General features: G+C 32.1%; 20 protein-coding genes. 3 read left to right on the top strand and 17 right to left on the bottom strand.

Going from position 1 to position 23,198, the window contains the following annotated elements; genetic code table 11:
• Positions 1 to 235: 235 nt before the first annotated feature.
• The 13 genes from KDK92_RS23935 to KDK92_RS23880 form a co-directional block, all read right to left on the bottom strand.
• Positions 236 to 613 (bottom strand): DUF3899 domain-containing protein, encoded by a 378-nt coding sequence (locus KDK92_RS23935; protein ID WP_250861951.1) that lies wholly within the window; start codon positions 611 to 613, stop codon positions 236 to 238.
• Positions 613 to 1,731: an ABC transporter ATP-binding protein gene (locus KDK92_RS23930; RefSeq protein ID WP_250861950.1), complete on the bottom strand. Its 1,119-nt coding sequence runs from the start codon at positions 1,729 to 1,731 to the stop codon at positions 613 to 615. Before KDK92_RS23930 ends, KDK92_RS23935 begins: the two co-directional genes overlap by 1 nt.
• A complete protein-coding gene (locus KDK92_RS23925; protein WP_250861949.1) occupies positions 1,709 to 3,154 on the bottom strand; it encodes an ABC transporter ATP-binding protein in 1,446 nt (481 codons plus the stop codon). Before KDK92_RS23925 ends, KDK92_RS23930 begins: the two co-directional genes overlap by 23 nt.
• Entirely contained in the window at positions 3,154 to 5,052 is a 1,899-nt protein-coding gene (locus tag KDK92_RS23920; protein WP_250861948.1) for an ABC transporter permease, read from the bottom strand. Before KDK92_RS23920 ends, KDK92_RS23925 begins: the two co-directional genes overlap by 1 nt.
• Positions 5,049 to 5,999: an ABC transporter permease gene (locus KDK92_RS23915; RefSeq protein ID WP_250861947.1), complete on the bottom strand. Its 951-nt coding sequence runs from the start codon at positions 5,997 to 5,999 to the stop codon at positions 5,049 to 5,051. Before KDK92_RS23915 ends, KDK92_RS23920 begins: the two co-directional genes overlap by 4 nt.
• Positions 6,000 to 6,238: 239 nt before the next feature.
• Entirely contained in the window at positions 6,239 to 8,560 is a 2,322-nt protein-coding gene (locus KDK92_RS23910; protein ID WP_250861946.1) for an ABC transporter substrate-binding protein, read from the bottom strand.
• A 779-nt stretch (positions 8,561 to 9,339) separates the two neighbouring features.
• Positions 9,340 to 10,611 (bottom strand): FAD-dependent oxidoreductase, encoded by a 1,272-nt coding sequence (locus tag KDK92_RS23905; protein ID WP_250861945.1) that lies wholly within the window; start codon positions 10,609 to 10,611, stop codon positions 9,340 to 9,342.
• Positions 10,611 to 11,609 (bottom strand): sulfide/dihydroorotate dehydrogenase-like FAD/NAD-binding protein, encoded by a 999-nt coding sequence (locus KDK92_RS23900; RefSeq protein WP_250861944.1) that lies wholly within the window; start codon positions 11,607 to 11,609, stop codon positions 10,611 to 10,613. The genes KDK92_RS23905 and KDK92_RS23900 overlap by 1 nt, the downstream gene beginning before the upstream one ends.
• Before the next feature lie 187 nt (positions 11,610 to 11,796).
• Positions 11,797 to 12,597 carry a M55 family metallopeptidase gene (locus KDK92_RS23895; RefSeq protein WP_250861943.1) on the bottom strand — a complete coding sequence of 267 codons (801 nt, stop codon included), beginning with the start codon at positions 12,595 to 12,597 and terminating at the stop codon, positions 11,797 to 11,799.
• A 30-nt stretch (positions 12,598 to 12,627) separates the two neighbouring features.
• Positions 12,628 to 13,884 (bottom strand): MFS transporter, encoded by a 1,257-nt coding sequence (locus KDK92_RS23890; RefSeq protein WP_250861942.1) that lies wholly within the window; start codon positions 13,882 to 13,884, stop codon positions 12,628 to 12,630.
• A 96-nt stretch (positions 13,885 to 13,980) separates the two neighbouring features.
• Positions 13,981 to 14,115, bottom strand: a complete 135-nt coding sequence (locus KDK92_RS24725; RefSeq protein ID WP_276576115.1) for a hypothetical protein — start codon at positions 14,113 to 14,115, stop codon at positions 13,981 to 13,983.
• Between the two features lie 155 nt (positions 14,116 to 14,270).
• Positions 14,271 to 15,626 (bottom strand): radical SAM/SPASM domain-containing protein, encoded by a 1,356-nt coding sequence (locus KDK92_RS23885; protein WP_250861941.1) that lies wholly within the window; start codon positions 15,624 to 15,626, stop codon positions 14,271 to 14,273.
• Positions 15,627 to 15,638: 12 nt separating this feature from the next.
• A complete protein-coding gene (locus KDK92_RS23880) occupies positions 15,639 to 16,955 on the bottom strand; it encodes a radical SAM/SPASM domain-containing protein (RefSeq protein ID WP_250861940.1) in 1,317 nt (438 codons plus the stop codon).
• Between the two features lie 400 nt (positions 16,956 to 17,355).
• Here KDK92_RS23880 and KDK92_RS23875 point away from each other — a divergent pair, with 400 nt between their 5' ends.
• Positions 17,356 to 18,000, top strand: coding sequence for a DUF4362 domain-containing protein (locus tag KDK92_RS23875; RefSeq protein ID WP_250861939.1), 645 nt, complete (start codon positions 17,356 to 17,358; stop codon positions 17,998 to 18,000).
• Positions 18,001 to 18,110: 110 nt separating this feature from the next.
• Here KDK92_RS23875 and KDK92_RS23870 read toward each other — a convergent pair whose 3' ends face one another.
• The 4 genes from KDK92_RS23870 to KDK92_RS23855 all read right to left on the bottom strand — a co-directional run bounded on the left by KDK92_RS23870 (position 18,111) and on the right by KDK92_RS23855 (position 21,968).
• A complete protein-coding gene (locus KDK92_RS23870) occupies positions 18,111 to 18,266 on the bottom strand; it encodes a hypothetical protein (protein ID WP_250861938.1) in 156 nt (51 codons plus the stop codon).
• 4 nt (positions 18,267 to 18,270) lie between these two features.
• Positions 18,271 to 19,215: a sensor histidine kinase gene (locus KDK92_RS23865; protein WP_250861937.1), complete on the bottom strand. Its 945-nt coding sequence runs from the start codon at positions 19,213 to 19,215 to the stop codon at positions 18,271 to 18,273.
• Between the two features lie 112 nt (positions 19,216 to 19,327).
• A complete protein-coding gene (gene nagA, locus KDK92_RS23860; RefSeq protein ID WP_250861936.1) occupies positions 19,328 to 20,464 on the bottom strand; it encodes an N-acetylglucosamine-6-phosphate deacetylase in 1,137 nt (378 codons plus the stop codon).
• A gap of 373 nt (positions 20,465 to 20,837) precedes the next feature.
• Positions 20,838 to 21,968 (bottom strand): D-alanyl-D-alanine carboxypeptidase family protein, encoded by a 1,131-nt coding sequence (locus KDK92_RS23855; RefSeq protein ID WP_250861935.1) that lies wholly within the window; start codon positions 21,966 to 21,968, stop codon positions 20,838 to 20,840.
• A 263-nt stretch (positions 21,969 to 22,231) separates the two neighbouring features.
• On the opposite strand from KDK92_RS23855, the gene KDK92_RS23850 reads away from it, so the two are divergent.
• The gene (locus KDK92_RS23850; RefSeq protein WP_250861934.1) at positions 22,232 to 22,648 is read left to right on the top strand and encodes a DUF2953 domain-containing protein; all 417 of its coding nucleotides are present in this window, start codon (positions 22,232 to 22,234) and stop codon (positions 22,646 to 22,648) included.
• On the top strand, positions 22,632 to 23,162 hold the full coding sequence (gene ytfJ, locus KDK92_RS23845) for a GerW family sporulation protein (protein ID WP_250861933.1): 531 nt from the start codon (positions 22,632 to 22,634) through the stop codon (positions 23,160 to 23,162). The genes KDK92_RS23850 and ytfJ overlap by 17 nt, the downstream gene beginning before the upstream one ends.
• Positions 23,163 to 23,198 lie beyond the last annotated feature (36 nt).

Genomic DNA, 23,198 nt, shown 5'->3' with positions numbered 1-23,198 from the left:
TATTATATATTGACATAATCAAAGAGTGTTATCAATTATTTTACCATTCTTATTATATATATCATTCTATTGCTCCTATTGTAATAATTGAATCGTTAGCTGCTTCAATGCAAAATAAAATCTCCAACTTGGTTTTATTCAAATTAAACCAAGTTGGAGATTTTTACGCGATATAATTTATTCATTTCTGTAGTGACTATAGATGTATACTTTTTAACTCTAACTTATACATCCATCAAATAATCATACTTATAACAATGGATATTATAACATATCCCCCACCAACAAGTAATATATTTACTCCTTTACCTTTGGTATTATACTTCGCACTCTTTATATGCTTATATTCCTTATAATCGTTGAATGTTTTGAAGTCATTTCCATCACCTTTATTTTTGCGAAACATTCTTCTATTTAAATATCCAACACTACTGAATATTTCAGAGGCACCAGTTACAATAATTAATCCAGGAAAGAAGTAAACTGTACCCATAAAGAAAAGTACATTAGATAGATTCATCAAGCTCATATCAAAATCATATACTAAAAACAATAATAGTAACATTATAAGAATAGATAAAGCTATTGTAAAAAAAATCCTCTTTCTATGCATTAGCCCTTCAACTCTCTTCTATATTCTTCCATTTCTTTTGAGTTGGCAAGAATAAAATGTCCCTCTTTTATTTCTTGAAAAACCGGTTTTTCTTCTGAGTAATCATGAGTTGTTTGCGGATTGTAGGTTACTCTTTTCCTGTACTTTTCATAATTTGGATCAGCTAATGGAACTGCAGAAAGTAATGATTTTGTATAAGGATGTAGCGGGTTCGCAAATAATTCATCAGCTGGTGCAAGTTCAACCATATTACCAAAATACATAACTCCTACTCTATCGCTAATATACTTTACTACAGATAAATCATGGGCAACAAACAATATGGTTATTCCATATTCCTTACGCAAATCATTTAAGAGATTGATTATTTGAGCCTGTATAGATACATCTAGTGCACTTATTGGTTCATCTGCTATCAAGAAAGTAGGATTAAGAACCAAAGCTCTCCCAATACCAATTCTCTGACGTTGACCTCCGCTGAATTCATGAGGATATCTATTTGCATGTTCAGGCACTAATCCAACGGTTTCTAGTACCTCATGAACTTGCTTGGTAATTTCATCGTCTTTCTTAACACCTGAAATTCTTAAACCTTCAGCGATGATCTCTTTAACCGTCATCCTTGGGTCTAGAGATGCGATAGGATCTTGAAAAATCATCTGCATTTTCTTGGTTAGCTCATAATCATTCTTTTCATTCTGACGTTTTTTCCTTCTAATCTCTTTTTTATTAAACTTAATGGTATTTTTTGCTTCAGCTTTCTTTTCAGCATCCTTATGGCTTTTAATAATTTCTTTCGCCTCATTGATTGCTTCAATATTAGATTGAATACCTTCTGTTATAGGTCTTCCTAAAAATTCGATTGTTCCATCTGTTGGTTCATGAAGCTTTATCAAGGTTCTGCCCAAAGTTGTTTTTCCACAACCAGATTCACCAACCAAACCAAATATTTCACCACTTTGAATATCAAAACTTACACCGTCTACAGCCTTAACAACTAACTTTTGCTTTCCAACACCTGATATAAAGTGCTTTTTAAGATTCTTAATACTGACAACGGGTGCTAATTCACTCTGTTTTATTTCAATCTTATTATCAATATTTAAGCTGTTTCTCATATGTAACATGCTCCTTTTCCATTTCCTTTTTCAATTCTTCTGTCATTTCCTTCATTCTTTCTATTCTTTCATCAAGTATAGCTGGCCTTTGGACATCTGGACAATCTTTATGTAAAAGCCAGGAAGCAACATAGTGTGAATCTGATATTTTGAACATAGGCGGTTGCTCTTCAAAATCTATTTTCATTGCATAATCACTTCTAAGTGCAAAAGCATCACCCTTAGGAGGGAATCTCATATCTGGAGGTGTTCCAGGTATAGTTAGTAGCTTGTCCTTTGAAGTTAAATCAGGCATTGATCCTAATAAAGCCCATGTATATGGATGTCTTGGATCGTAGAACAATTCTTCATTAGTACCAATCTCTTGAATCTTACCAGCATACATAACAGCTATTCTATCCGCAACATTAGCAACAACACCTAAGTCATGGGTTATGAAAATAACAGTTAATCCACGTTCTTCTTTTAACTTATTAATAAGTTCCAAGATCTGTGCTTGAATAGTTACATCCAAAGCGGTTGTTGGTTCGTCACATATTAATACATCTGGATTAGAAGTCAAAACTATGGCAATAACTATACGCTGGCGCATACCACCAGAGAACTGGAATGGAAACTGCCTAAACCTTTTTTCAGGATCTGGAATTCCAACCTCTCTCATAACCTTTAAAGCCTTTTCTTTTGCTTCCGTTTTGGTAACATTTTTAATACGTCTAAGCTCTTCCTTTTTATCTGCTATTTTCTCTTTAACTACCTTTGGTTCTAGCCCCTCAGCATTTTCACGAATCTTTTTTATCTCTTCAAGATATTTAGCCTTTTGCTCTTTATATTCGCTCATTACTACTTTAGTAGCTTTTTTCTTAGCTATATTCATAGTTTTTTTGGCTGTTGGTAACTGCTTTTTTAACTCAGCAACCTGTTTTTTTAGATCATTATATGGCAATTTATTCTTTTTGTTTTCAGCAATCTTCTTTTTTAAGACCCTTACATCTCGCTTGATTACACAATAAGCAACTCTTTCCTCGTTATATAGCTCTTCTATTTTATTTTTAAGATGATGTCCATTTAGCAACAAACCTTCTGTTATTTGTTTACCAATTCTCATTATTGGGTTCAAACTAGATAAGGGATCTTGATATATCATTCCTATCTTCTTACCACGTATTTTATGAAACTCTTCTTCTGTTATCTTAAGAAGATCCTCACCTTCATAGATAACTTTCCCACTTTCAACTATAGAGTTTCCTGCTAATATTCCCATAATAGCTCGTGTAGTAACCGACTTCCCTGAGCCAGATTCTCCAACTATTGCTAATGTTTCACCTTTGTTTAGGTCAAAATTAACATCTCTTACCGCTTTAACTTTTCCGGTAACTGTTCTAAATGAAATACTTAAATTTTCTACTATCAATTTCTTATTCATTAATCTTCAACCCCTCTCAGTGATGGGTTAAATGCATCTCTCAATGCATTACCAAACATATTAAATGTAATCATTAATATCGAAACTATTACGCAAGGGTATACTGTCAAATATGGATAGGTAGACAAGAAATTTCTTGCATCAGCTAACAATACACCTATTGATACACCTGAAAAAGTCATTCCTAAGATGTTGAACGATTGTCCATGCCCAATACCAAATCCTAAGTATGAGAGAGAAGCCTCTAAAAAAATTACTGCCGGTATTGAAAGTACACTTGATGTAATGATTGTCCCAATACCATTAGGTAAAATATGCCTAAATATTAAGCGTCGATCTTTAGCTCCCATTGTCTTGGATGCAAGAACATATTCTCGTCCTTTATATCTATAAAACTGCATTCTGGTTACACTTGCCGTTGCTATCCAACCATTTATCACCAGAGTTAATATTAATGTTTTAATTCCTGGATCAAACAAAGCAACCATTATAGACAAAACAACTAACCATGGGAGTCTACCCATAAGCTCTGCAAAACGCTGCATTAACAAATCCACAGTTCCGCCATAATATCCAGAAATAGCACCATACACAATTCCAATACTTACATTTATCAAGGTAACAACTAAACCTATATACAATGATGTTCTCAAACCTACCCAAACTAATGAGAATAAATCTCTACCTGCTTGAGACGTTCCAAACAAATAGTATGGTAACTCATCATATCCTAAGTATGCAGCATAATCAAGATAGACCTCGTATGAAGAATATTTTTCCCCATCCACTTCAACTGTATCATTCTTTCTTACAACCTCACGAATTGGAAAACCTTCACTAAAAAACCATCCATCAGGATTATCAGGGTTAGGAATCTTCTCTACCTTGTCGCCCCACTCTGCTAATAGTTTGTCATATTTACTTGCTGAGAAAGCCGTTTCATGTGTTAAATCAAATGCATCTATATACTTATTGTATTTAAAAGATGCAATGATCATCTCCCCATTTTGTCTCTGATACGAACCTTTTCCATCAACTACTTTATAACTACATAAATTATATCCTTCATGAAATAAAACAGGTTCTTTACTACTATCATCAAATAATGATACGCTGGTGACTGCAGCATAAGACCCTTTATTATCTGAACTATAGCGTAGTTGAAGTTTAGATACAACATCAGCATACAAATCTGGATTTAACTCAAATAATTTAACCCTGTGTTTACCGGTTTCTGTTATAGTGTCAATAACTGTATAATCTCCACCAAAATCTGATTGTAACAGAACCTCTATTTTTCCATTAGAACTACTGTCTAACTCATACACATCAATTTCAATATTAGGATTATTAGCCTTAACTAAATTATAAAACTCATTAGACTCAACAGTAATTGATGAGGAGTCATAATCCAACCTTAGTACAGATTGTCCATTTAAAACATACTCAGATTTTTCTGAACTTTCTACACGTGTATTAGTAAGAGTTTTCATAACTATTGCTTTTTCGTTATAATTCAAAGGTAAATACAATCCTGTTTCTTCATCCATTTTTGTTAAATCAATAGGCTTATCTTTTATAGATATAGTACCGTCCATAACTCCAAATTTCTCTAAGAAAGGTACTCTTGGAGGTAAAAAAGAAAGTTTTTCATCAAGCTTTTCATAATTTTTGCCTGATAATCCCGGCATAAAGATTGAGCATAGTATTAAAACTAATAAAATTATTGATGCAGTTACGTTTGCTCTATTTTTTTTGAATCTCATCCAAACATCCTGCATGTAGCTTATTGACTTACCTTGAATTTTCTGATCGTAAAGTTTTTGACCCTTTTGTACAAATTCAAATTGATTTTTAGGGATATCTTGTTTTACAATGTCTTTAACATTATTCATCATTTTTTACCTCCCATTCGAATTCTTGGATCAATTACTCCATATGTAATATCAACTATTAATATTGCAAATAGTGAAATCGTAGCATAAAACGCAGTGGAACACAACATAACGTTATAATCATACGCATTTTTAGTGAGCGCTCTTATAGCTACTTGACCTGTACCAGGTATAGAATAAATCATTTCTATTATAACCGACCCTGATAATATTCCAACAAAAGAAAATATAATACTTGGCACTAAGGGAACCATGGAATTTCGCATAGCGTGTCTAACGACAGCTTGTCTTCTAGTTAAGCCTTTGGTTCTAGCTAATAGTAAGAATTCTGAAGTCAACACCTCTGTGAGTTCAGCCCTAGTTAGCCTTGTTAACCCTGCCACTGGTCCAAATGTCATGGCTAATACTGGCAAAATCATTCCACGAATTCTAACTGCCATATCTGCATCTTTTGCAGGAAATATTGATGGTACCCACTCTAAATTGTATCCAAATATCATAACAAGCATGATCATAATAACAAAACCAGGTATTGAATACATAATCATTACGGCGACTGAAATAACATTATCTGCAGATTTGTTCTTTTTTAATGCTGCAATAATACCCAGTGTTAGACCTATAGGAATATAGAAAATTAACGCTATAATATTTATGGTCATAGTTGTAGGTATTCGTTCTTTTATTAAATCAAATGCGGGTCTACCTGCTTCTAATTTAGTAGAAAGTCCCCAATCCCATTTTGTTACAATATTTTTTACCCATGAGAAATACTGTTTAATTATTGGAATTGGTTCAAAAGCTCGAATAAAATCTCCCTTATCTTCATAAAAAGAACATCTAATTGTTTCTCCTGTTTTCATCTTTTTTCTAATTTCTTTCATCTCTTGAGGATTATCAATCAATCTAAATTCCATATATCCATCAGAAACCTGCTTGTCAAAGTACATGCGCTTCGCTTCCTTTGTGGTAGGTGGATAAGCAGGCGCTAACTTCACCAAAATAAAGTTTAATGATAAGATGGTAAACAGCAATACAAATATCCATATTATTCTTGTCCTTATATACCTAGCCATTGTCACTTTCCTTTCCTCTATAAATATTTTGAACCTTATTATAGAAAGGATAGAAAAAATACTTGAATAAATCTATCCTTTCTACATAAATCATTTCAAATTATTTTATATTATTATTCTGCTGCTTCTTCCTCTGGTACTTCTGCACCATCTACTATTTCGATTTCACCGTTTAATACTGAATAAATAGCGTCAAATGACCATAACTCTTTAACCAACTTACCTTCGTCATTCTTATACGAAACAGCAATCTCTGGTATAGTAGTATCAATACCCCAGTTTAGAGTAAATCCTGATCTATTGTCTGAAGTGTAAGTATCTAGGAATGATGCTGCATCTAGAGTATTACCACCGATTCCACCAATTGAAGTGTCAAACTCACCAATCATCATGTGATCATAGTAGATTCCTGGGAAATCTTTTGGCATAGGCTCTACTTTTACTTTGATATTGTGTTTCTCGCTCTGGAACGCTTCTTCAACAGCATCTTTAATGTAAGTACCCATTAAAGCTTGATTTTCACTTCCACTGAAATAATTAAACTCAAATGTAATCTCATCGCCATTCTTATAAACGCCTTCGCCAACTAGAGTATCAAGTGCTTTATCAAAATAAGCTCTTGAAGCATCTAAGTTATAACCATTAGTTGAAGGAGAAAGGTCAGCGCCTACTGACATACCTTGTGGACAATTCCTAAAAAGTATACCTGTCTCAGCATCTACTAAATACGCATCAGTGAACAGATACATCTGTGTTTGTGAAGTCTTCAAAACTTCCTCAGCAAGTTTCTTTCTGTCAATTGCATAGAAAAGCCCCATTTTAAAATCTTGATTTCCTAAAATAGGTTCTGCATCCCATTCACTATCTGGGAATTGTGCAAGTTGCCCCTCTTTTGATCCTGTCCCGTTAATCATCATTCTATAAGTTGTTTCTCCTGGAAGACGTTTTATACCAGGATGGCTCTTATACTCTTCAAAATGTGTTGCAGGTAATGTAACTGCATCAAGTTTACCAGCTACGAATTCTTGGAAACGCATCTCCGCATCATTGATAATAGTTATATTCCTACCTGTGTAGAAATATTTATCAGCTTGATGATATTCATCATTCTTCTTCATTCTTAAAACTTTATCACTTTCGTAATAGTCAACATAGTAAGGACCGTGATATGCAATTGAGTTTTCATCAAGACCATATTTTTCGCCTAAAGCTTCATATAATTCAATGTTAATTGGAGTCATTACGAAACTAGATAATGAATACTTAACATTCCATTCTGATTGCTCATCAACATACTCAAATTCAAGAGTATTATCGTCAATAAACTTAATACCTACATCATCCCACTCAGCTGTTCCATCAACAAACGCTTGAGCATTAACAACTGCTTGTGGTCCATCAGAAAATCCACTACTTGTAGCTCTAAACCATTTTTCTGTCAAAGCAAGTTTATAAGTCTCATAAAAATCAACAGCATTGATAGTTTCATCAGTTATCATTGATGTGTCAGTCTTTTCGTTAAACTTCCACTTAAGACCATCTTTAATTTTAAGTTGCCATTTTTTTGATACTACCTTACCATTTGGTAATTCACGGCTTTCTAAAGGTATTGGATCCTCAGAAGCCATGGAAGGAACAAGAACATATCCTGTCTTATCCTCATTAAAGTCATATAAAAACAAGGTTCCAAGATAATCATCCATAATGCCAGCTGTTGTTTGATCATCATATTTCCATTGATTCCATTGACTTGGATTACCTGAAATAGCAGTTCTATATGTGTACTCGCCTGCATTACCATTTTTCCCATCTTCCATCAATACCTTGCTATCATCAGCAGCCATAGTTGAATACTCTGTAGCATACTGTAAGACTGGTAAAAATTCCTCTGTTGCAAGCTGCATTCTACCAGAATAAAGAGCAAATACAGAATCTGCGAATAATGGTATTCCCGCATATTGGTTATGCAATAGGTAGTCTTCAGCAGCTGCAAAAAAAGTATGCCTTACTTCAGATGTAGCAAACTTATAGTTGAAAGTACCATTTGCTAAAACAGCCTCAATACCTGTAACTGTTACAGCTCTAGTAACTGATAAGTCAGTACCTTTTAATGTATAAGTTAATTCATACTCACCTTCTTTAAGTGTATCAACTTCACCAGTAACCTCAATTTTAGCAGTTGCATCTTTGCCATCTGCACCTTTTGCTGTTACACCTTCAAGTGGATCAAACTCAGATAGTTCCTTTATAGAAACATTATCTGCCCCCGTAATTGCTGCTTCTGTCTTAGGTGTTTCCTTGTTGCCCTTCTCACCTTGTGTGTTTGTTACTTTTTCAGTCTCTTTTGTTTCACTATTACCACACCCAGTAAATGCGCTAGCGCACATGAATGAAACAAGTAAAGCTGAAGTAACCTTGCGTAATTTACCTTTCATTACTTTATTTCCCCCTTTTGATAATATAGTCAGTTGCAGAACACTACAACCGCTAAAAAAATATTTTAAAATGCTTTCAAAAAAAATTTCCCCCACTTAATGTAGAATTATTAAAATGTAGAAATATTAATATATCACCACATATATAAATAACCCAAAAAGAAAGGTAAATTCTCTTGAAAACAAATGCAAGCAAATAAACTTTAGACTATATCATTCAAACTTTAGATAATATCGAAAATTCTGATAAATGCAAATACTCGAAGTCATATGTATACCTTATAACCTATGCTATATATGATAATATTTATTACTTTTATCATATTGAGTGATTAAAGTTTAATTTTGATTTTATTCCACTTATTTAATTATATTCTACATTTATTAACATTTTCCTCTTTTTCCAAAATTTTTTTTCAACTGTTTTAACTACTTATTCCAAAAATTGTTTTTATCATACGAAAAACAAACCAACCAAGTCACACTCACCCCAGTCGGCCCAAATAACAATTCCTATCTCAACATGTAAATCTCATGTTGGAATTGAGTTATAATAATTCAAAAATAAGACTTTAATACTGAGTTAACAGAGTGGTGAAAACTGGCTAAAGTAGCAATCTATAAAGAAGCTCTAACTATTATTGCAGTTTGAATGTTTTTGTTTACATTATTTAGTTAACATAATCTCATATATGTAACTATGACTATTCTAATTTCTAAACGACAAAAATCTGACATCCCACCACTAAGATACCAGATTTTTACTCTGTATTCACTTCTCATCTTTCACTGAAAATATTCTCAAGACCTAGGTCCTTTATTCTTTTAATAATCTCATCTTTATCTATAGTGTAAAGTTTCAATTTCTCCATTCTCTTCAAATAAACAGATCCAGCAAAGGTGTATCTAGTTTTATGATCCTTCATCTTTAACATTCTATAGTTTGCGTAAGATATTATATCACCTATTGCAGTCTTTCTTGGGAGTATGAGCATTTTTTCACCTTTAGCATACTTAACAGCATTGTATCCTGCTAGCGTACCAGTGCATATGGCCTCTGTGTGACCTACAAAAAGGCCACTTTTTTCTCCACCCACAAATAGATTCTTTATTCCTATAACTCTCATATCATTCTTTCTACGTGCGATACTTAGATATCTTATTGAATTTCCTTTTCCGCCTCCGTAAGGATCGATATACTTGACATTTTCCAATCCTTCAATTTTTCTAAGCTTCTCTAATGGATAGTAACTTGTCATGAGCTTTGCATGACCAGTATCAAGTAATACTATATTCTCTGCAAATTCATCAAGTGCATACTGTTGACATACCTTTATCTTTAACTTGTCTTTGTTTATATCCTCTTTTGGGATTTTTAACAGAGCAACACCTTTCTCTTCAAGTTCTTTTTGTATTTTAGTAGATAGTGTATCCTTCGCTAATTTGCATGATCCACTGAAGGCACCAAATTCTCCATCAGCTCGCTCACCCATTATATCTTCTAGTCCACATGCTGCTGTAATACTTACTCTTGGACCATATGAGGGACATCTTAAAACACACATAGAACAACCATTTCCGTATCTCATGCAATTTCCCATTGGCCCTGTTCCACCTGTAGTCTCAATAAATATATCACCTTCTACATAGGTACCATCATGTAGATATAATCCTTTTATCTCCTTCTGTTTTACTTCAACCCCACTGACTCTCTTAACAAAATGAAGATTAATTCCCTTCGATATCAAGTAATTTCTCACTGCAGGTTCAATCTTATTAACGTTATATAATGTAGCATGCTGGTGCCCTGGGAAGTTTACTGATTTATGAGCAGCATTCTCATCACATAAATTTATAAGGTCGCCACATCCCATTGCAATCAGCTCTTCTGCTGCAGTATATCTTCCATTATTCCTTATAATTCCACCAATATTACCTAATCCAAGAAGCAGATCTGTTTTCTCATAAACATGAACTTCTGCCCCTTGTTTTCTGGCGCTCAGAGCAGCAGCGGCCCCTGCCCAACCTCCTCCAATAATGATCACTTTCATTAATGTTCACACTCCTCCAAGATATCCTTAGGATCTCCTTGATATTTGCACATCCTTTTTATGTTGCTATCACGCCTATTAGTACAGCATCCACATATACCTTCGCCACAACACATCTTGAAATTGTTACAACAAGAAAAATCTATATTCAATCCTTTTTCTTTTTCTATCTCCTTTATATATCTCATTACTTTCTTTATAATAAAATCCCCTGTATCACAATGGACCAAACTCACTTTATCGTGTACAACAATATTCTTGAACACATCTTCAAATTTTCTTGAGCCAATTCCTTTATCAATTACTGATGTATATATATTCACATGGGAGAACCTATCTAAGTAAGGTCTTATGAATTCTACTCCTTCTTTTCCCTTGTCTATTATTGTAATAATTTTATTATTGTTATTATATAATTCTTTCAATGGCGGTATCATCGGAGCCTGTCCTATGCCCCTTGCAATGACCAAAACAGTACTATCCTTAAGATTTTTAATATGTCTCAAACCTAATATTCCATTCCAGAATGGTCCTTTCACAGTTATCTTTTCACCTGTCATAAGTTGTTCAATTCGCTTTGTCTTAACTCCTAGTATTTTTAACACAACAGTTATAGTACATTTCTTCCTATTTACTTCCATTACTGCGATTGGCACATCAAATGTAACCTTATCACTTGGGTTTTTAAGAAAAACAAAACTACCTGGCTCAGTCAATCTGTCACTCAAGTATTCTGGAACCTTTATTATAAGTTTTAGAAGTCCTTTTCCAATCTTATCTTTTTTTACTATGTCACATTGATAGTATTTTCTAGTTTCTGTTGCCTTTTTACCATTTTCTATAAATCGTTGATATATACATACTCCACTCCAGTGTTCGCAGTCACATTTATCTTTATCCTGCAAAGCAGAACACAAAATACATTGATTATTCTCACTCAGATGGCAGGGGCAGAATTCCGTTCCTGCATCAATACACTTATATACCTGGTAGCCCATCAATATCTCCTTATATCTTTCTCCACTATTAAAATATTTATATAGTTTGTATTTTGTGACATACAAAAGAAAAGAAAATAATTTAATGCGTAAAATGATTAATAAATTTATCTATGTTTCATACTTAATAGAAAATTCTTTATGTATCTGGAAAATGATTTTAATTGTTATTATTTTCATACTAGAATCATTTCATAAATAAAATTGCTCTAATTATATCAAAATAATCCTGTGAGATAAATCTAACTGTTCTCTCATCTACTAGTTCCGCTCCTGGATAGAATGAATATGTATATGCATCATAATGATTCACATATTGTATCTCTAGTTTAAATTCCTTTGGAAGTTCTATGTTGAATTTACTTCTATCTTCATTTAGGACACTTGTAACTTGCTTGTCTATTCTATCAACAGCTACATCTGGATGAATACTCACTGTAGAATTACCTACTCCCTCCAATACAGCTACTGTATTAATATTACTATTAATACGCCTTGCTTCTTCAGTCATCTTCTTATCCCCACTTAGAAAAACAGATGGAACTCTATGATATTGACACGCATAAGAGTAAAGCATAAATTCTGATGTTCTCTCCCCGTTTATCCTCATCTCATATATCTTTGAGGGATTCAGAGTATGTGATAACGGGTTCCCATCACTACCCGCTGCTGAATGATATCCTATAAACATAACTGCATCAAATGAATCGTCAATTCCTTGAACCATAGAGTATGGATCTCTTGCCCAACCTCTAACCATCTTTATATTTTTAGGTAACTGACTAAAATCTATATTTCTTGCAGTTCCGTGAGCATCTTTAATCCATATTTCTTTTGCACCAGCTTTATTAGCAGCTTCACATGCAGCCTTTACTTCTCTTGTCATCTGTTCTCTAAAAAATTCACTCTCTACTTTTCCTTTAATAGTCTCATTCCAATGAGTTGTCCCCGTTACTCCCTCAATATCTGCACTTATGAAAATTTTCACAAAATCCCCTCCTTTCCTATATAATACCACCTAAGCACCTACAGCGCTAGATTCATCTGATATCTGATAGTTCATTACGTATGAATCAAAACAATAAATCAAACTTATTATTATAAAAAACACCCCTCCAAATGTAAAAATCAAACCAGCGGGAAACTTATCTACAAATACACCTGATAACCCATTCGACAATGGAACAACAGAAGAAATAATCATTCCAATGGTAGCTGAAACTCTTCCTCTATATTTATCTTCAGCCATAATACTTATGAAGGACCAAAGTGTTATGGCAATACATGTTCTAAAAAAGGCTGATATTGCTGATAATATACATGCTAGATAGTAATTCTTTGATAACCCAAATAAAATCAATGCTCCTCCCATTATAAACATAAATATTATTATAGTCTTACCCGGTTTCTTAACCTCATATTTTGAAAGAAATATAGTAGCTACTAAACCAGCACCAGCAAAAATTGATTTAAGGTATGCATAATATGTCTTATCCAAATTAAAATTCTGTTTCATCATAAATGGTAATGGAACATCAAAAAGCCCAAGAATTAAGTTCATAAATAACATTATTACAACTAATTTCAACATGAATTTATTTGATTTTATATACCTAAAACCATCTACTGTATTATGTACTACTTGCTTTACACCTTTCTTTTCAGTACTTTTCACCTGAACATCACTCAAATCAGTAATGCTAACCATCTTCCCTGCAAATAAATAACTTAAACTGTCAACTGTAAGTGGCACCCAATATCCTGTAAGTGCTACAAGAACTGAACTTATTGAAGGGCCAATCATCACTATTCCTCTAATAACTCCACTATAAAACGATCTAGCTTTAAAAAACTCCTGTTTTGTTAGCAACCTTGGCATGGTCGCCCCCATTGCAGGTCCATTAAATCTAGATAAGCTCTCAACAATAAATAACACTACGCATAATAAAAAGAAAGTCAGCTTATTAAAAATGAATAATATTAAAATTAATCCTATTAACCCACCTCTTATATAGTTCGTAAAAACCATAATTTTCTTTCTATCAAACATATCAGCAAATGTTCCTCCAAATAATGAAAATAATAAATTAGGTAGCGATAATATCATTAGCATTACTCCTACTGATGTTGGTGACCCAGTAAGTTCAATTGCTAGCAAAGTAAAAATCATATTATCCATACTACCACCTAAAGAAGAAACACCATAACCTATCAAAAAATTCATAAATCTTTTATTCTTTAAAAAAGTATTCTTTTCAGATTTAAACAAATTCATTATTACACCTCAATCGCCTAAATATATGGATATTTTTCTGAATACTAAAATCTTTTTAAATGAAAAGCTCCAGGATTTCCTGAAGCTTTATCATTGTTATGGCCATACTATAATCTCTTCCTCTGGTCCTACTGCTTTACAAGATACAACTGATTTCTTATCACTTTGATTTTTCAAAGTTTTCATTAGAGGCTTTCTCTTCTTTGCCCCTTTTTCTTTCAATGAACTCATTTTAATTTCCCCCTATTATTTAAGATATTTATTTAAACATACACCACTTCAACTTACTCTCAGCAGCTCTAAGATATTACTATTTGCATTTATTCTCCTGCTATGATTTAAGTTTTAGTGTTGTTCTTTAAACCGTTTTCAAAAATTGCTGGATATTATCTTGCATATACATCCTTATAACAATTCTCTGGCTTTTTATCCATTTTTAACATTCCATATTGATGCCACCCTCTAGCAAAGCAACTACCCAAGCAGAATCCTCTATATTCGCAACTACCACATTCTTCGTTTATATTATTATCTTGATATTCTCTAAAAACTGATAGTTTTTCTGATGTGAACCAAATATCTTTGATATTCTCCTCTAATATTGTCCTTGGTGCACATAACATTTCTTTATGAATAAGGTTATTACATGGATATGTATATCCCTTATAATCCACATAAAACTCAAGCATACCTACACCACATCTTATTTCACGATGCTCTTCAAGATCATCTATCGGTAAATCTTCACGGATTCTATCTTCTTCTGCAAAGTTATTAGATTGAACATACTTTTTAATCTTAAAATACTCTTCTTTTGAGAACACAATATTATTCTTCTTTGCCTGACCTGAAGGACATGCTAAGTTTATATCAAGAGTATTTATTTTCAACTCTTTCGCTAGTTTATATATCTTTGGAATATAATCCACATTTGAACCATATCCAATATCAGAAGTTATAACTGAATTTAAAATTACCTCTAACCCAATCTCCTTACACTTCTTTATTCCCTGAACTGCTTCTCTATATGAGTTAATCCCTTCAGGTGGACGTCTAAGACCTACTTCCTGTTCTTCATCTGGAGAAGATAAACTCACCTGAACTATTGTGACTCCAGCTTCTTTATATAATTCAGCATATTCTTTTAATTTATGCCCATTTGTAAATAATAATATATATGGCCTATACCCAAATTCTCTAATAGTTCTATCTTTTATACTTGTTATCAACTTCAGTGTCCTATCAAGGGTAACTGACGGTTCTCCTCCTGTTATTGCCCAGTAGTTTGCCCCAGCCTTAAGTAGCGGCTCAACAATTCTCTGTTCTATCTGTTCAATGGATAAAACCCCATCATCTTGTATCATATTATCAAGATAACACCAAGGACAGTTATAATTACACACTCTATTAACCTCAACAATTGTCATTGGCGGTGTTATTATACCGTTTTCATATGATTGAAGATTTTCATATATCCTTCTAGGGTCAAATTGATTAAATATTGAAATCCTGTTTTCCTTGATAAAAGTAATCATCTCATGCCACAGTTCTTTATCAAACTCCATAAACATATCATCATCTATGTTTAGATCTTTCAGATCCTTGATATTCTTCTTTCTCATCTCTTCTAATACTCTTAAAAACAACTTCATACTGCTTTCTTCTGCTTCCCATATACCGCCATAATAGGGATCTACAATATGATACAAGTCATTATTAACCTTATAAATTGCTATACTCATTGCTAACCCCCCTTATATTGTCCTGAAACACTCTTTGGGCATCTCAAGAAGATCAAATTTTCCGTACCTTTGCCAGCAGCGTGCAATACAATTCCCAACACACATTCCTCTATATTCACAAGCTCCACATTCTTCCCCAATATTGGTATTTAGATAATCTCTAAATCTATTCAGCATTTTTGATCCAAACCATATTTCAGGACCTGTAAATTCTTTGATTGTGCCTGGGTCACATTTTAATTCATCATCTATTAAATTATTACAAGGAAACACTATTCCTCTATAATCTATATAAAAATCTATGAATCCTAGACCACATCTCATTGGTCTATCATTCTCAAGATCAAAGTGTGGCAAATATATTTCTAATGTTGAATCTTCTTTCAACAACTCTCTACCAGCTTTTGTATTATTTTTAATCTTTGTGTAGTTCTCAATATCTAAGCATATTCCATTTTCTTTAGCCATTCCAGCCATTACAACCGGAGTAATCCTAAGCATGTCCAATTTTAAATTATCCGCTAGTAGTATCATGTCTTTAATACCCTTAATGTTTTTGTCAGGTGAAACCACCATATTAATTGAAGTGAAATATCGAAGTTCATTTGCCTTTTTTACCCCTTCAATCACATGTTCAAATGAATTTATTCCACCTTTTGGGTTTCTTAACTTTATTTCCTCTTCCTCATATGGAGATGACAGTTGAAATTGTACTTTACTAACACCAGCTTCGAAATATTTTTCAGCATATTCTGAAAATTTATACCCATTACTTAGTATACTTATATCTGCCTCTTCTCCATGCTTTTCCTTAGTATACTTTGATATCATCTTAACTATACTCAGTGTTCTCTCAAATGTTACTGATGGTTCTCCTCCTGTGAGAGTCCAACATTTCGCTCCCTTATTTACAAAAGGAATTATAATCTGTTCTTCAATTTCTTTAAGTGTTAATGTTTCATCTTGTTCTTCCATTGTAGGTATGTAACACCATGGACATCTATAATTACATTTCCTATTTACTTCAAGAATTATCTCTGGTGGTACGATTATTCCATCTTCAGCCTCATTAATATTTTCAAGTATTACTCTTGGAAAATATGTTGTATCAATAGGCATTTTTTCTTTTATCATAAAATCTATCATCTCTTGAGAAATAATTTTTGAATATTTCTTTTTTATTTTCTCAGTCGACACCTCATCATTCTTATATATTTCAAGAAACTTTAAATATTGTTCAATCCCGACTCTATCAAGTTCCCATAATCCACCGTAATAAGGATCCATAACATGGAATACTTGATCTTTCTTTAATAAGATAGCCGTCATATTATCCCTCCTAATATGTAATATTTTCTTTACTTTTTTTATGTATTTTGTAATTTCTTTACATACAGAAGTATATATTTTTATCTTTTCTTTGTCAATACTATTTGTAGTATTCAATTTTTACATTTTTCTTACATAATTTGTGTTTAAATAATGCCTTTATCGACAAACCGCCTTCAAAACCTATTGATATCAATAAATATAATTCCACTACATTTAGTCTAATATTGTAAATAATTATACTTAATTATACTTTTATTTTTCCATATTCTTATGTTCTCTTATGCTTAGTTATATTTTTTCATTTCCAAATATATCCTTTACCTAAAATAATCGCTCTAAAATCTGCAACCAAATCCTTATGTGTAACGTATATTATTTATAAGAAAGAGGTGATGAAATGAAGAAGATACATGTTTTAGGAATATTTATTGCCACTCTCTTCTCTACAACTTCTTGTGGTTTTCCAGCAATTACTGTATCAGGATATGAAGTTAAGTTAAATAAAGACAAGCAAGGATATGATAATAATAATTATCATATGAATAATGTAAGTATTGCATCTCCAGATTACAAAATTAATGGGAGCAATATAAAATCTATCAATGAAGATTTTGCTACTTCCAAAAGTAATTTATTACCGCTTAATGTTATTCCTTTAGAATATACACCTGAATTAGCAAAAAATTCTAGAAATATTGTTATATCTCCTGGAGAGTTGATTTTTAACCTTGAAGAAATTAATAACTTCATGACACATACGCAAATGGGAATTAAAGATTATTTAAGGATAGCTTTCTTTGATGAAAGTGGAATCCCTATAATAATGGATCTTGAGTATGATGGATTTATAATAATACTTACAATTGATAAATCTAGACTTGCTACTGAAACAGATGGGATAGAAAAAATAATCTATGATAAACTAACCCTAGAAGTTGAATATAATCCTGAAAAAGAAAATAATATAATCAGCTATATTCTCTCATCAAATGATATTGATAATAGTCGTGTATTATTTCAAATACCTGAAGCTAAACTTTAGCAATTAAGAAGGTACTAGATTTGTACCTTCATATGGATATTAAACAATTTCCTTTAAACAACATAAAAGCACGCAGAAGCGTGCTTTTATGTTGTTTATTTCTATTATTTCTATTCTTCTTCATTCTCTAATATTATATGTTTTCTTTTTTGTTCTTCTTTCTTATTTCTGAAAGGATTTGGAGCGCTTCCAAGTACATGATCCATCATCATAGCATTATTACTTAAGTTATTTTCCAAGGTTTTTGTTTCTTTCTTATTCTTCATATTATCACTTTCCCCCTTCGTCATTATACTTTTCTTTTTCATTCTCTAATTCAATACTACTATCTTCTATTGAATCATCATTAGTATTATTTCCTTCTTCAGAATTATCATTCTTAAACTGAAGAATTACTTCTGTACCTTTTCCTTCAACACTATTAATAAATATATCTCCACCATGTGCCTTCATAATCTTCTTAGAATATGACAATCCTAAGCCACTCTCAAAAGCTTCTTCACCTACATACTTATCTTCAAATACCTTAGGTAATTCTTTTTCACTTATTCCAATTCCACTGTCTTTTATATAGACAAGTATATCCTCTAAAGACGTTTTACCAACTCTCACAGAGATTAATCCACCCTTCAAAGAATACTTAACTGCATTATGGTATATATTCCTAAGAACCTGTTTTATAGACTCTACATCAACTGTTATATAGATTGGATTATCAGAGAAATCAAATTGAAATTTAACATCCTTTTCATTGTTCCTTTTAGTAAACATATCACCTATCTCATATAAGATTTCATTAATGTCAACCTCATTGAAAACAAACTTTATATTTTCACATTCCTCACCCTTATTCATTTCATTTGAAAGTTGAGCTAAACTCTCTTTAATATCTTCAAATTCATCTTCCCCTATTATCTCTTCCTCAATACTCTTTTCCTCAATACTCTTTTCCTCTATATCCAATTCACTCCTTGCAATACTCTGAGTAATTTTCTTTAAATCATCAATAGCCAAAACAATTTTTCTATTAAGAAATACGCCAACGATAGTTCCTACTATAACTGCAATACAACCAAATATAAAAAGATATCCAACCATAATATTCCCTCTATTATTAAGCACCTTTACTCCACATACTCCAACTATAAACATTACACTTACGCCCATTAATGATGTTATTATACTGTTTAAGAAAATTTTATACTTTATACTCATATACACTACCACCTCTATAATTATCCACATCTATATTATTACTAAAATTCAGAAAAAAATGCCTTAATATGAAAAAAACTCATGGAATCCCATAAGTTTTTAAATATTTAAGTCACCTCTTATAAACACTTTTTCCATTGATAATTGTATGGTTCACTTTAAATTCATCATTAAACAAGATTATATCAGCATGCTTACCTTTTTTTATACTTCCTATTTCATTCTCTAAACCGAGAACATGAGCGCAATTCAAACTTGCCATCTTTATGATATCTTTAAGCTCATAGCTGGTATTATCCTTAATATTTTTAACACCATCTTTTAATTTCAATATACTTCCAGCAAGAGTACCATCTACTAATCTTGCACTACTCTCATCTACAAGTACTCTCTGTCCTCCCAGTTCATATTCCCCACAATTCATACAACCTGCTCTCATAGAGTCTGTTACTAAAATCACTTTGTTCTTACCATTAATCTTAATAAACGCATCAAAAAAACCTTTATGGACATGAATCTTATCAGCTATAAGTTCACAATAGATATCTTTTGAAAATATTGCACCCACTACACCAGGTTCTCTATGATGTAACCCTCTCATTCCATTAAATGTATGGGTAGCATATGATATACCCGCTTCAATTCCTTGAATCGTTTCATCAAAAGTGGCATTTGAGTGTCCTACTGATAAAACAATTCCTCTCTTATTCATTTCCTTAATAAATTTGTTTCCCTCATCCTCCTCTGGTGCTAATGTTATTATCTTTATTATATCTGTAATACCTTCTATCAAAAAGTCATCAGGCTTCATTATATACTCTTCGCATTGTGCACCCTTATATTTTTTACTAATAAAAGGTCCTTCCATGTGACAACCTAGTATTTTAGCTCCTTGTACTTTATTTATATTTTCTCTAATATTATTCATTGCATGTATAATTTTCTTCTTTTCCATGGTCATTGTTGTTGGTAAAAAGGCGGTTACCCCCTCTTGCGCTACAACTTTGGAGATAGTGTTGAGAGCATCAAACGTACCATCCATAGTATCATATCCACCAACACCATGTATATGAAGATCTATAAGCCCTGGTGAAATATAATCCCCATTTGCATTAATGATTTCATCAACAGTAATATTCTTAAAATCATTTTGTGGTATAATTTCCTCTATCCTATCACTGAATAATAATATGTGATCTTCTAATATACCATTTTCAGTAATTATCTTTCCGTTTGTAATAGCTCGCACGATACCATCTCCTTATATCTACTTTAAAAGAACTTCACCATTGCATTGAATAACTGTTTTACTTGTGTTCTAAAATAATCTGTGCAGTTGTTTTATTTAATTATACTCCGTTCAGCTATTTTTTTCATGGAAATTTTATCAAAATCAGTACTTGAAGAAATACTTAGGTACATGAAAATAAATAACAAGTCAAAGATGCGACGGATATTTTGAGATATCCGAAGAGTTGGGTTCCGCTGATAGTAGTTCTATCAGGGGGTTCCAAGGATGAAGTATATCTCAAAATAGACTAGCATACTGACTTGTTATTTATTTGAATGTGCCTTACACAATAAAAGACGAGCTGCAGTCATTCTCGTCTCTTAAATAATAATCACTTTTCTTTTCCACTGAATTTATCTTTAATAAATATTTTAAGTTTACTATGTTTTGTAATTTTGCTTTGTAACACCAATGGTTGTTCGTATAACTTATTATTTTCATAACTTATTTCTATACTTCCCACTCTACACCCTTGTTTAAGAGGAGCCATTAAGCCTTCCTTAGGTATTTTTATGGTTATTTCAGGTGATAATCCTTTTCTTACTGGAATGATTACATCATTCCCGCAAATCAACTTACTCTTATCACAACTATTCTCTGCCTTCACCTCCCCAAGTATATCACCTTTACCATAAAGCTTTTTAACTTCATAGTTAGCTTTAACATACTCAGCAATTTTAACTGTTTCATTCCAACGGTTAGGACAATTCAATGTAACAATAACTATATCTCTATCCATGTATCTAAATGAACTTACAAGGCATTTTCCAGCATTCCCAGTATACCCTGTTTTTACACCAGTTGCATTGGGTAACCGATGTAATATCTTATTAATATTTACATATGACCTATTAAAACCTTTTTCATTTGCCGATATTTGTTTACACTTTACAATATTTCTAAAAGTTTCATTTTTCAAGGCAATTGATGTTGCTTTTGCTAGATCGTATGATGTTGAGTAATGATTTTGTTTATCAAGACCATGGGGAGATTTAAAATTAGAACTAAGAAGTCCAAGCTTAAAAGCATAATCATTCATTATTCTGCTGAAGTTCTCAACATTCCCACCTATGTGTTCTGCTAAAGCTACTGCCGCATCATTTCCAGATTTAAGCATTAAACCATATAGTAACTCTTCTACTTTTATTTTTTCTCCTGATTTTAGATGCACCTTAGAACCATATGTAGTTGCTGCATTTGAAGATACTGTTACAATTTCATCTGGCTTACAATACTCAATTGCAATAAGACATGTAAGAATTTTTGTAGTGCTAGCCATTGCAAGTATCTTCTTACTATTGTTCTCACAAAGAATCATACCACTCTGTGCATCCATTGCTATAAAACTAACTGCATTTACTCTAAGTTTTCTTGCCTTAGTTATATTATCCATTGCTTCAACATTAGTAGTTATTAAAATCAAAGCTACTAGGATAACTATTAATTTTTTCTTTTGTGTCAAATTATCTCCTCACTCTCAAAAAAATGAATAAAGTTATAATTTATGGTAAGAATAATCTAGAAAAACACATTAGGAGAATTATAATGAATCTTTATTTTACTTTTTTTGTTCTTCTTATAATTTTATTTTTTCCTATTCCCTTAAAATTATCATTGAATTATTCTAACTCTGTTCTCATTTTTTGTATTTATAAATTTGAAATTGTCAATACTGGTAAGAAAAGAGCTAAATCTAAAGAAGATGCTTCAAAAAAAACAAAAAAGATGAAAAAAAGTATAAAGTCAAAAGATAAAAGGGAAACTAAAAAGAGAGAATTTGATATTAAATCTTTAATTTTTTCTTTTTTAAGAGGTGATTCAAAGTTTATAAGAACCTTTTCTAAATTTGATTTATATTTTCAATATGGTTTAGATGATGCATTTAATTGCGCCTTATTATATGGAATGATATGTTCATTTTTAGGCATCCTACCAAATTTAATGAATAAATTTTTAAACTTAAAAAAATACAATTTTGAGGTAAACCCATTATTCAATGTAAAGATGATAAATTTAAAACTCTATTGCACCATTTATTTAAATTTAATTTATATTATTTACGTAGTTTTTTATGTACTTATTAAGTCACGTGTTAAAAAGAAGAATAATAAAGGAGTTGAATGTTATGGATCATCCAATTGATACTTTAATGAAACACACAATGGAAGAATTAAAAAATATGGTGGACGTAAATACGATAGTAGGCACTCCAGTAACATCCCCAGATGGAACTGTTATTGTTCCTATTTCTAAGGTTTCCTTTGCTTTTCTATCAGGTGGAAGTGAATTTGGTAATAAAGCCAAAAATAAAGTATCTTCAAATACCGGAACCCTTGAGACTTCAAGTTGCTGTGCTGATTTTCCATTTGGTGGAGGAAGCGGAGCTGGGGTTACTCTTAAACCAGTTGCATTTCTAGTAGTAAAAGATACAACTGTAAGACTTTTAAATATGGAATCACAAGGTAGCTATGATAAGGTACTAGAATCAATCCCCGATATGTTTAACTTTGTTAAGGATTTGATAAAAAAAGATTCTGATGAGAATGATATAAAAGAAGACAAAGGATCAAAAAAAGAAGCAAAACGTACTAAAAAGATTCATGACAAAACAATTCATGATGAAAAATCTGATTATGTTGAAACAGACACTAATTAAAACCTTAAAAGAAGTTGAAAGTGGAGAGTTGAGTTC

Source organism: Oceanirhabdus seepicola (assembly GCF_023684385.1).
GTDB lineage: Bacteria > Bacillota > Clostridia > Clostridiales > Clostridiaceae > Oceanirhabdus > Oceanirhabdus seepicola.
This window is presented reverse-complemented; position numbering and strand designations above follow the sequence as displayed.

What these genes read in the sequence shown, in the direction of transcription:
- KDK92_RS23935 (WP_250861951.1), bottom strand. Translation starts at nt 613, where the DNA reads ATGCATAGAAAGAGGATTTTTTTTACAATAGCTTTATCTATTCTTATA.
- KDK92_RS23930 (WP_250861950.1), bottom strand. Translation starts at nt 1,731, where the DNA reads ATGAGAAACAGCTTAAATATTGATAATAAGATTGAAATAAAACAGAGT.
- KDK92_RS23925 (WP_250861949.1), bottom strand. Translation starts at nt 3,154, where the DNA reads ATGAATAAGAAATTGATAGTAGAAAATTTAAGTATTTCATTTAGAACA.
- KDK92_RS23920 (WP_250861948.1), bottom strand. Translation starts at nt 5,052, where the DNA reads ATGATGAATAATGTTAAAGACATTGTAAAACAAGATATCCCTAAAAAT.
- KDK92_RS23915 (WP_250861947.1), bottom strand. Translation starts at nt 5,999, where the DNA reads ATGTACTTTGACAAGCAGGTTTCTGATGGATATATGGAATTTAGATTG.
- KDK92_RS23910 (WP_250861946.1), bottom strand. Translation starts at nt 8,560, where the DNA reads ATGAAAGGTAAATTACGCAAGGTTACTTCAGCTTTACTTGTTTCATTC.
- KDK92_RS23905 (WP_250861945.1), bottom strand. Translation starts at nt 10,611, where the DNA reads ATGAAAGTGATCATTATTGGAGGAGGTTGGGCAGGGGCCGCTGCTGCT.
- KDK92_RS23900 (WP_250861944.1), bottom strand. Translation starts at nt 11,609, where the DNA reads ATGGGCTACCAGGTATATAAGTGTATTGATGCAGGAACGGAATTCTGC.
- KDK92_RS23890 (WP_250861942.1), bottom strand. Translation starts at nt 13,884, where the DNA reads ATGAATTTGTTTAAATCTGAAAAGAATACTTTTTTAAAGAATAAAAGA.
- KDK92_RS24725 (WP_276576115.1), bottom strand. Translation starts at nt 14,115, where the DNA reads ATGAGTTCATTGAAAGAAAAAGGGGCAAAGAAGAGAAAGCCTCTAATG.
- KDK92_RS23885 (WP_250861941.1), bottom strand. Translation starts at nt 15,626, where the DNA reads ATGAGTATAGCAATTTATAAGGTTAATAATGACTTGTATCATATTGTA.
- KDK92_RS23880 (WP_250861940.1), bottom strand. Translation starts at nt 16,955, where the DNA reads ATGACGGCTATCTTATTAAAGAAAGATCAAGTATTCCATGTTATGGAT.
- KDK92_RS23875 (WP_250861939.1), top strand. Translation starts at nt 17,356, where the DNA reads ATGAAGAAGATACATGTTTTAGGAATATTTATTGCCACTCTCTTCTCT.
- KDK92_RS23870 (WP_250861938.1), bottom strand. Translation starts at nt 18,266, where the DNA reads ATGAAGAATAAGAAAGAAACAAAAACCTTGGAAAATAACTTAAGTAAT.
- KDK92_RS23865 (WP_250861937.1), bottom strand. Translation starts at nt 19,215, where the DNA reads ATGAGTATAAAGTATAAAATTTTCTTAAACAGTATAATAACATCATTA.
- KDK92_RS23850 (WP_250861934.1), top strand. Translation starts at nt 22,232, where the DNA reads ATGAAAAAAAGTATAAAGTCAAAAGATAAAAGGGAAACTAAAAAGAGA.
- ytfJ (WP_250861933.1), top strand. Translation starts at nt 22,632, where the DNA reads ATGGATCATCCAATTGATACTTTAATGAAACACACAATGGAAGAATTA.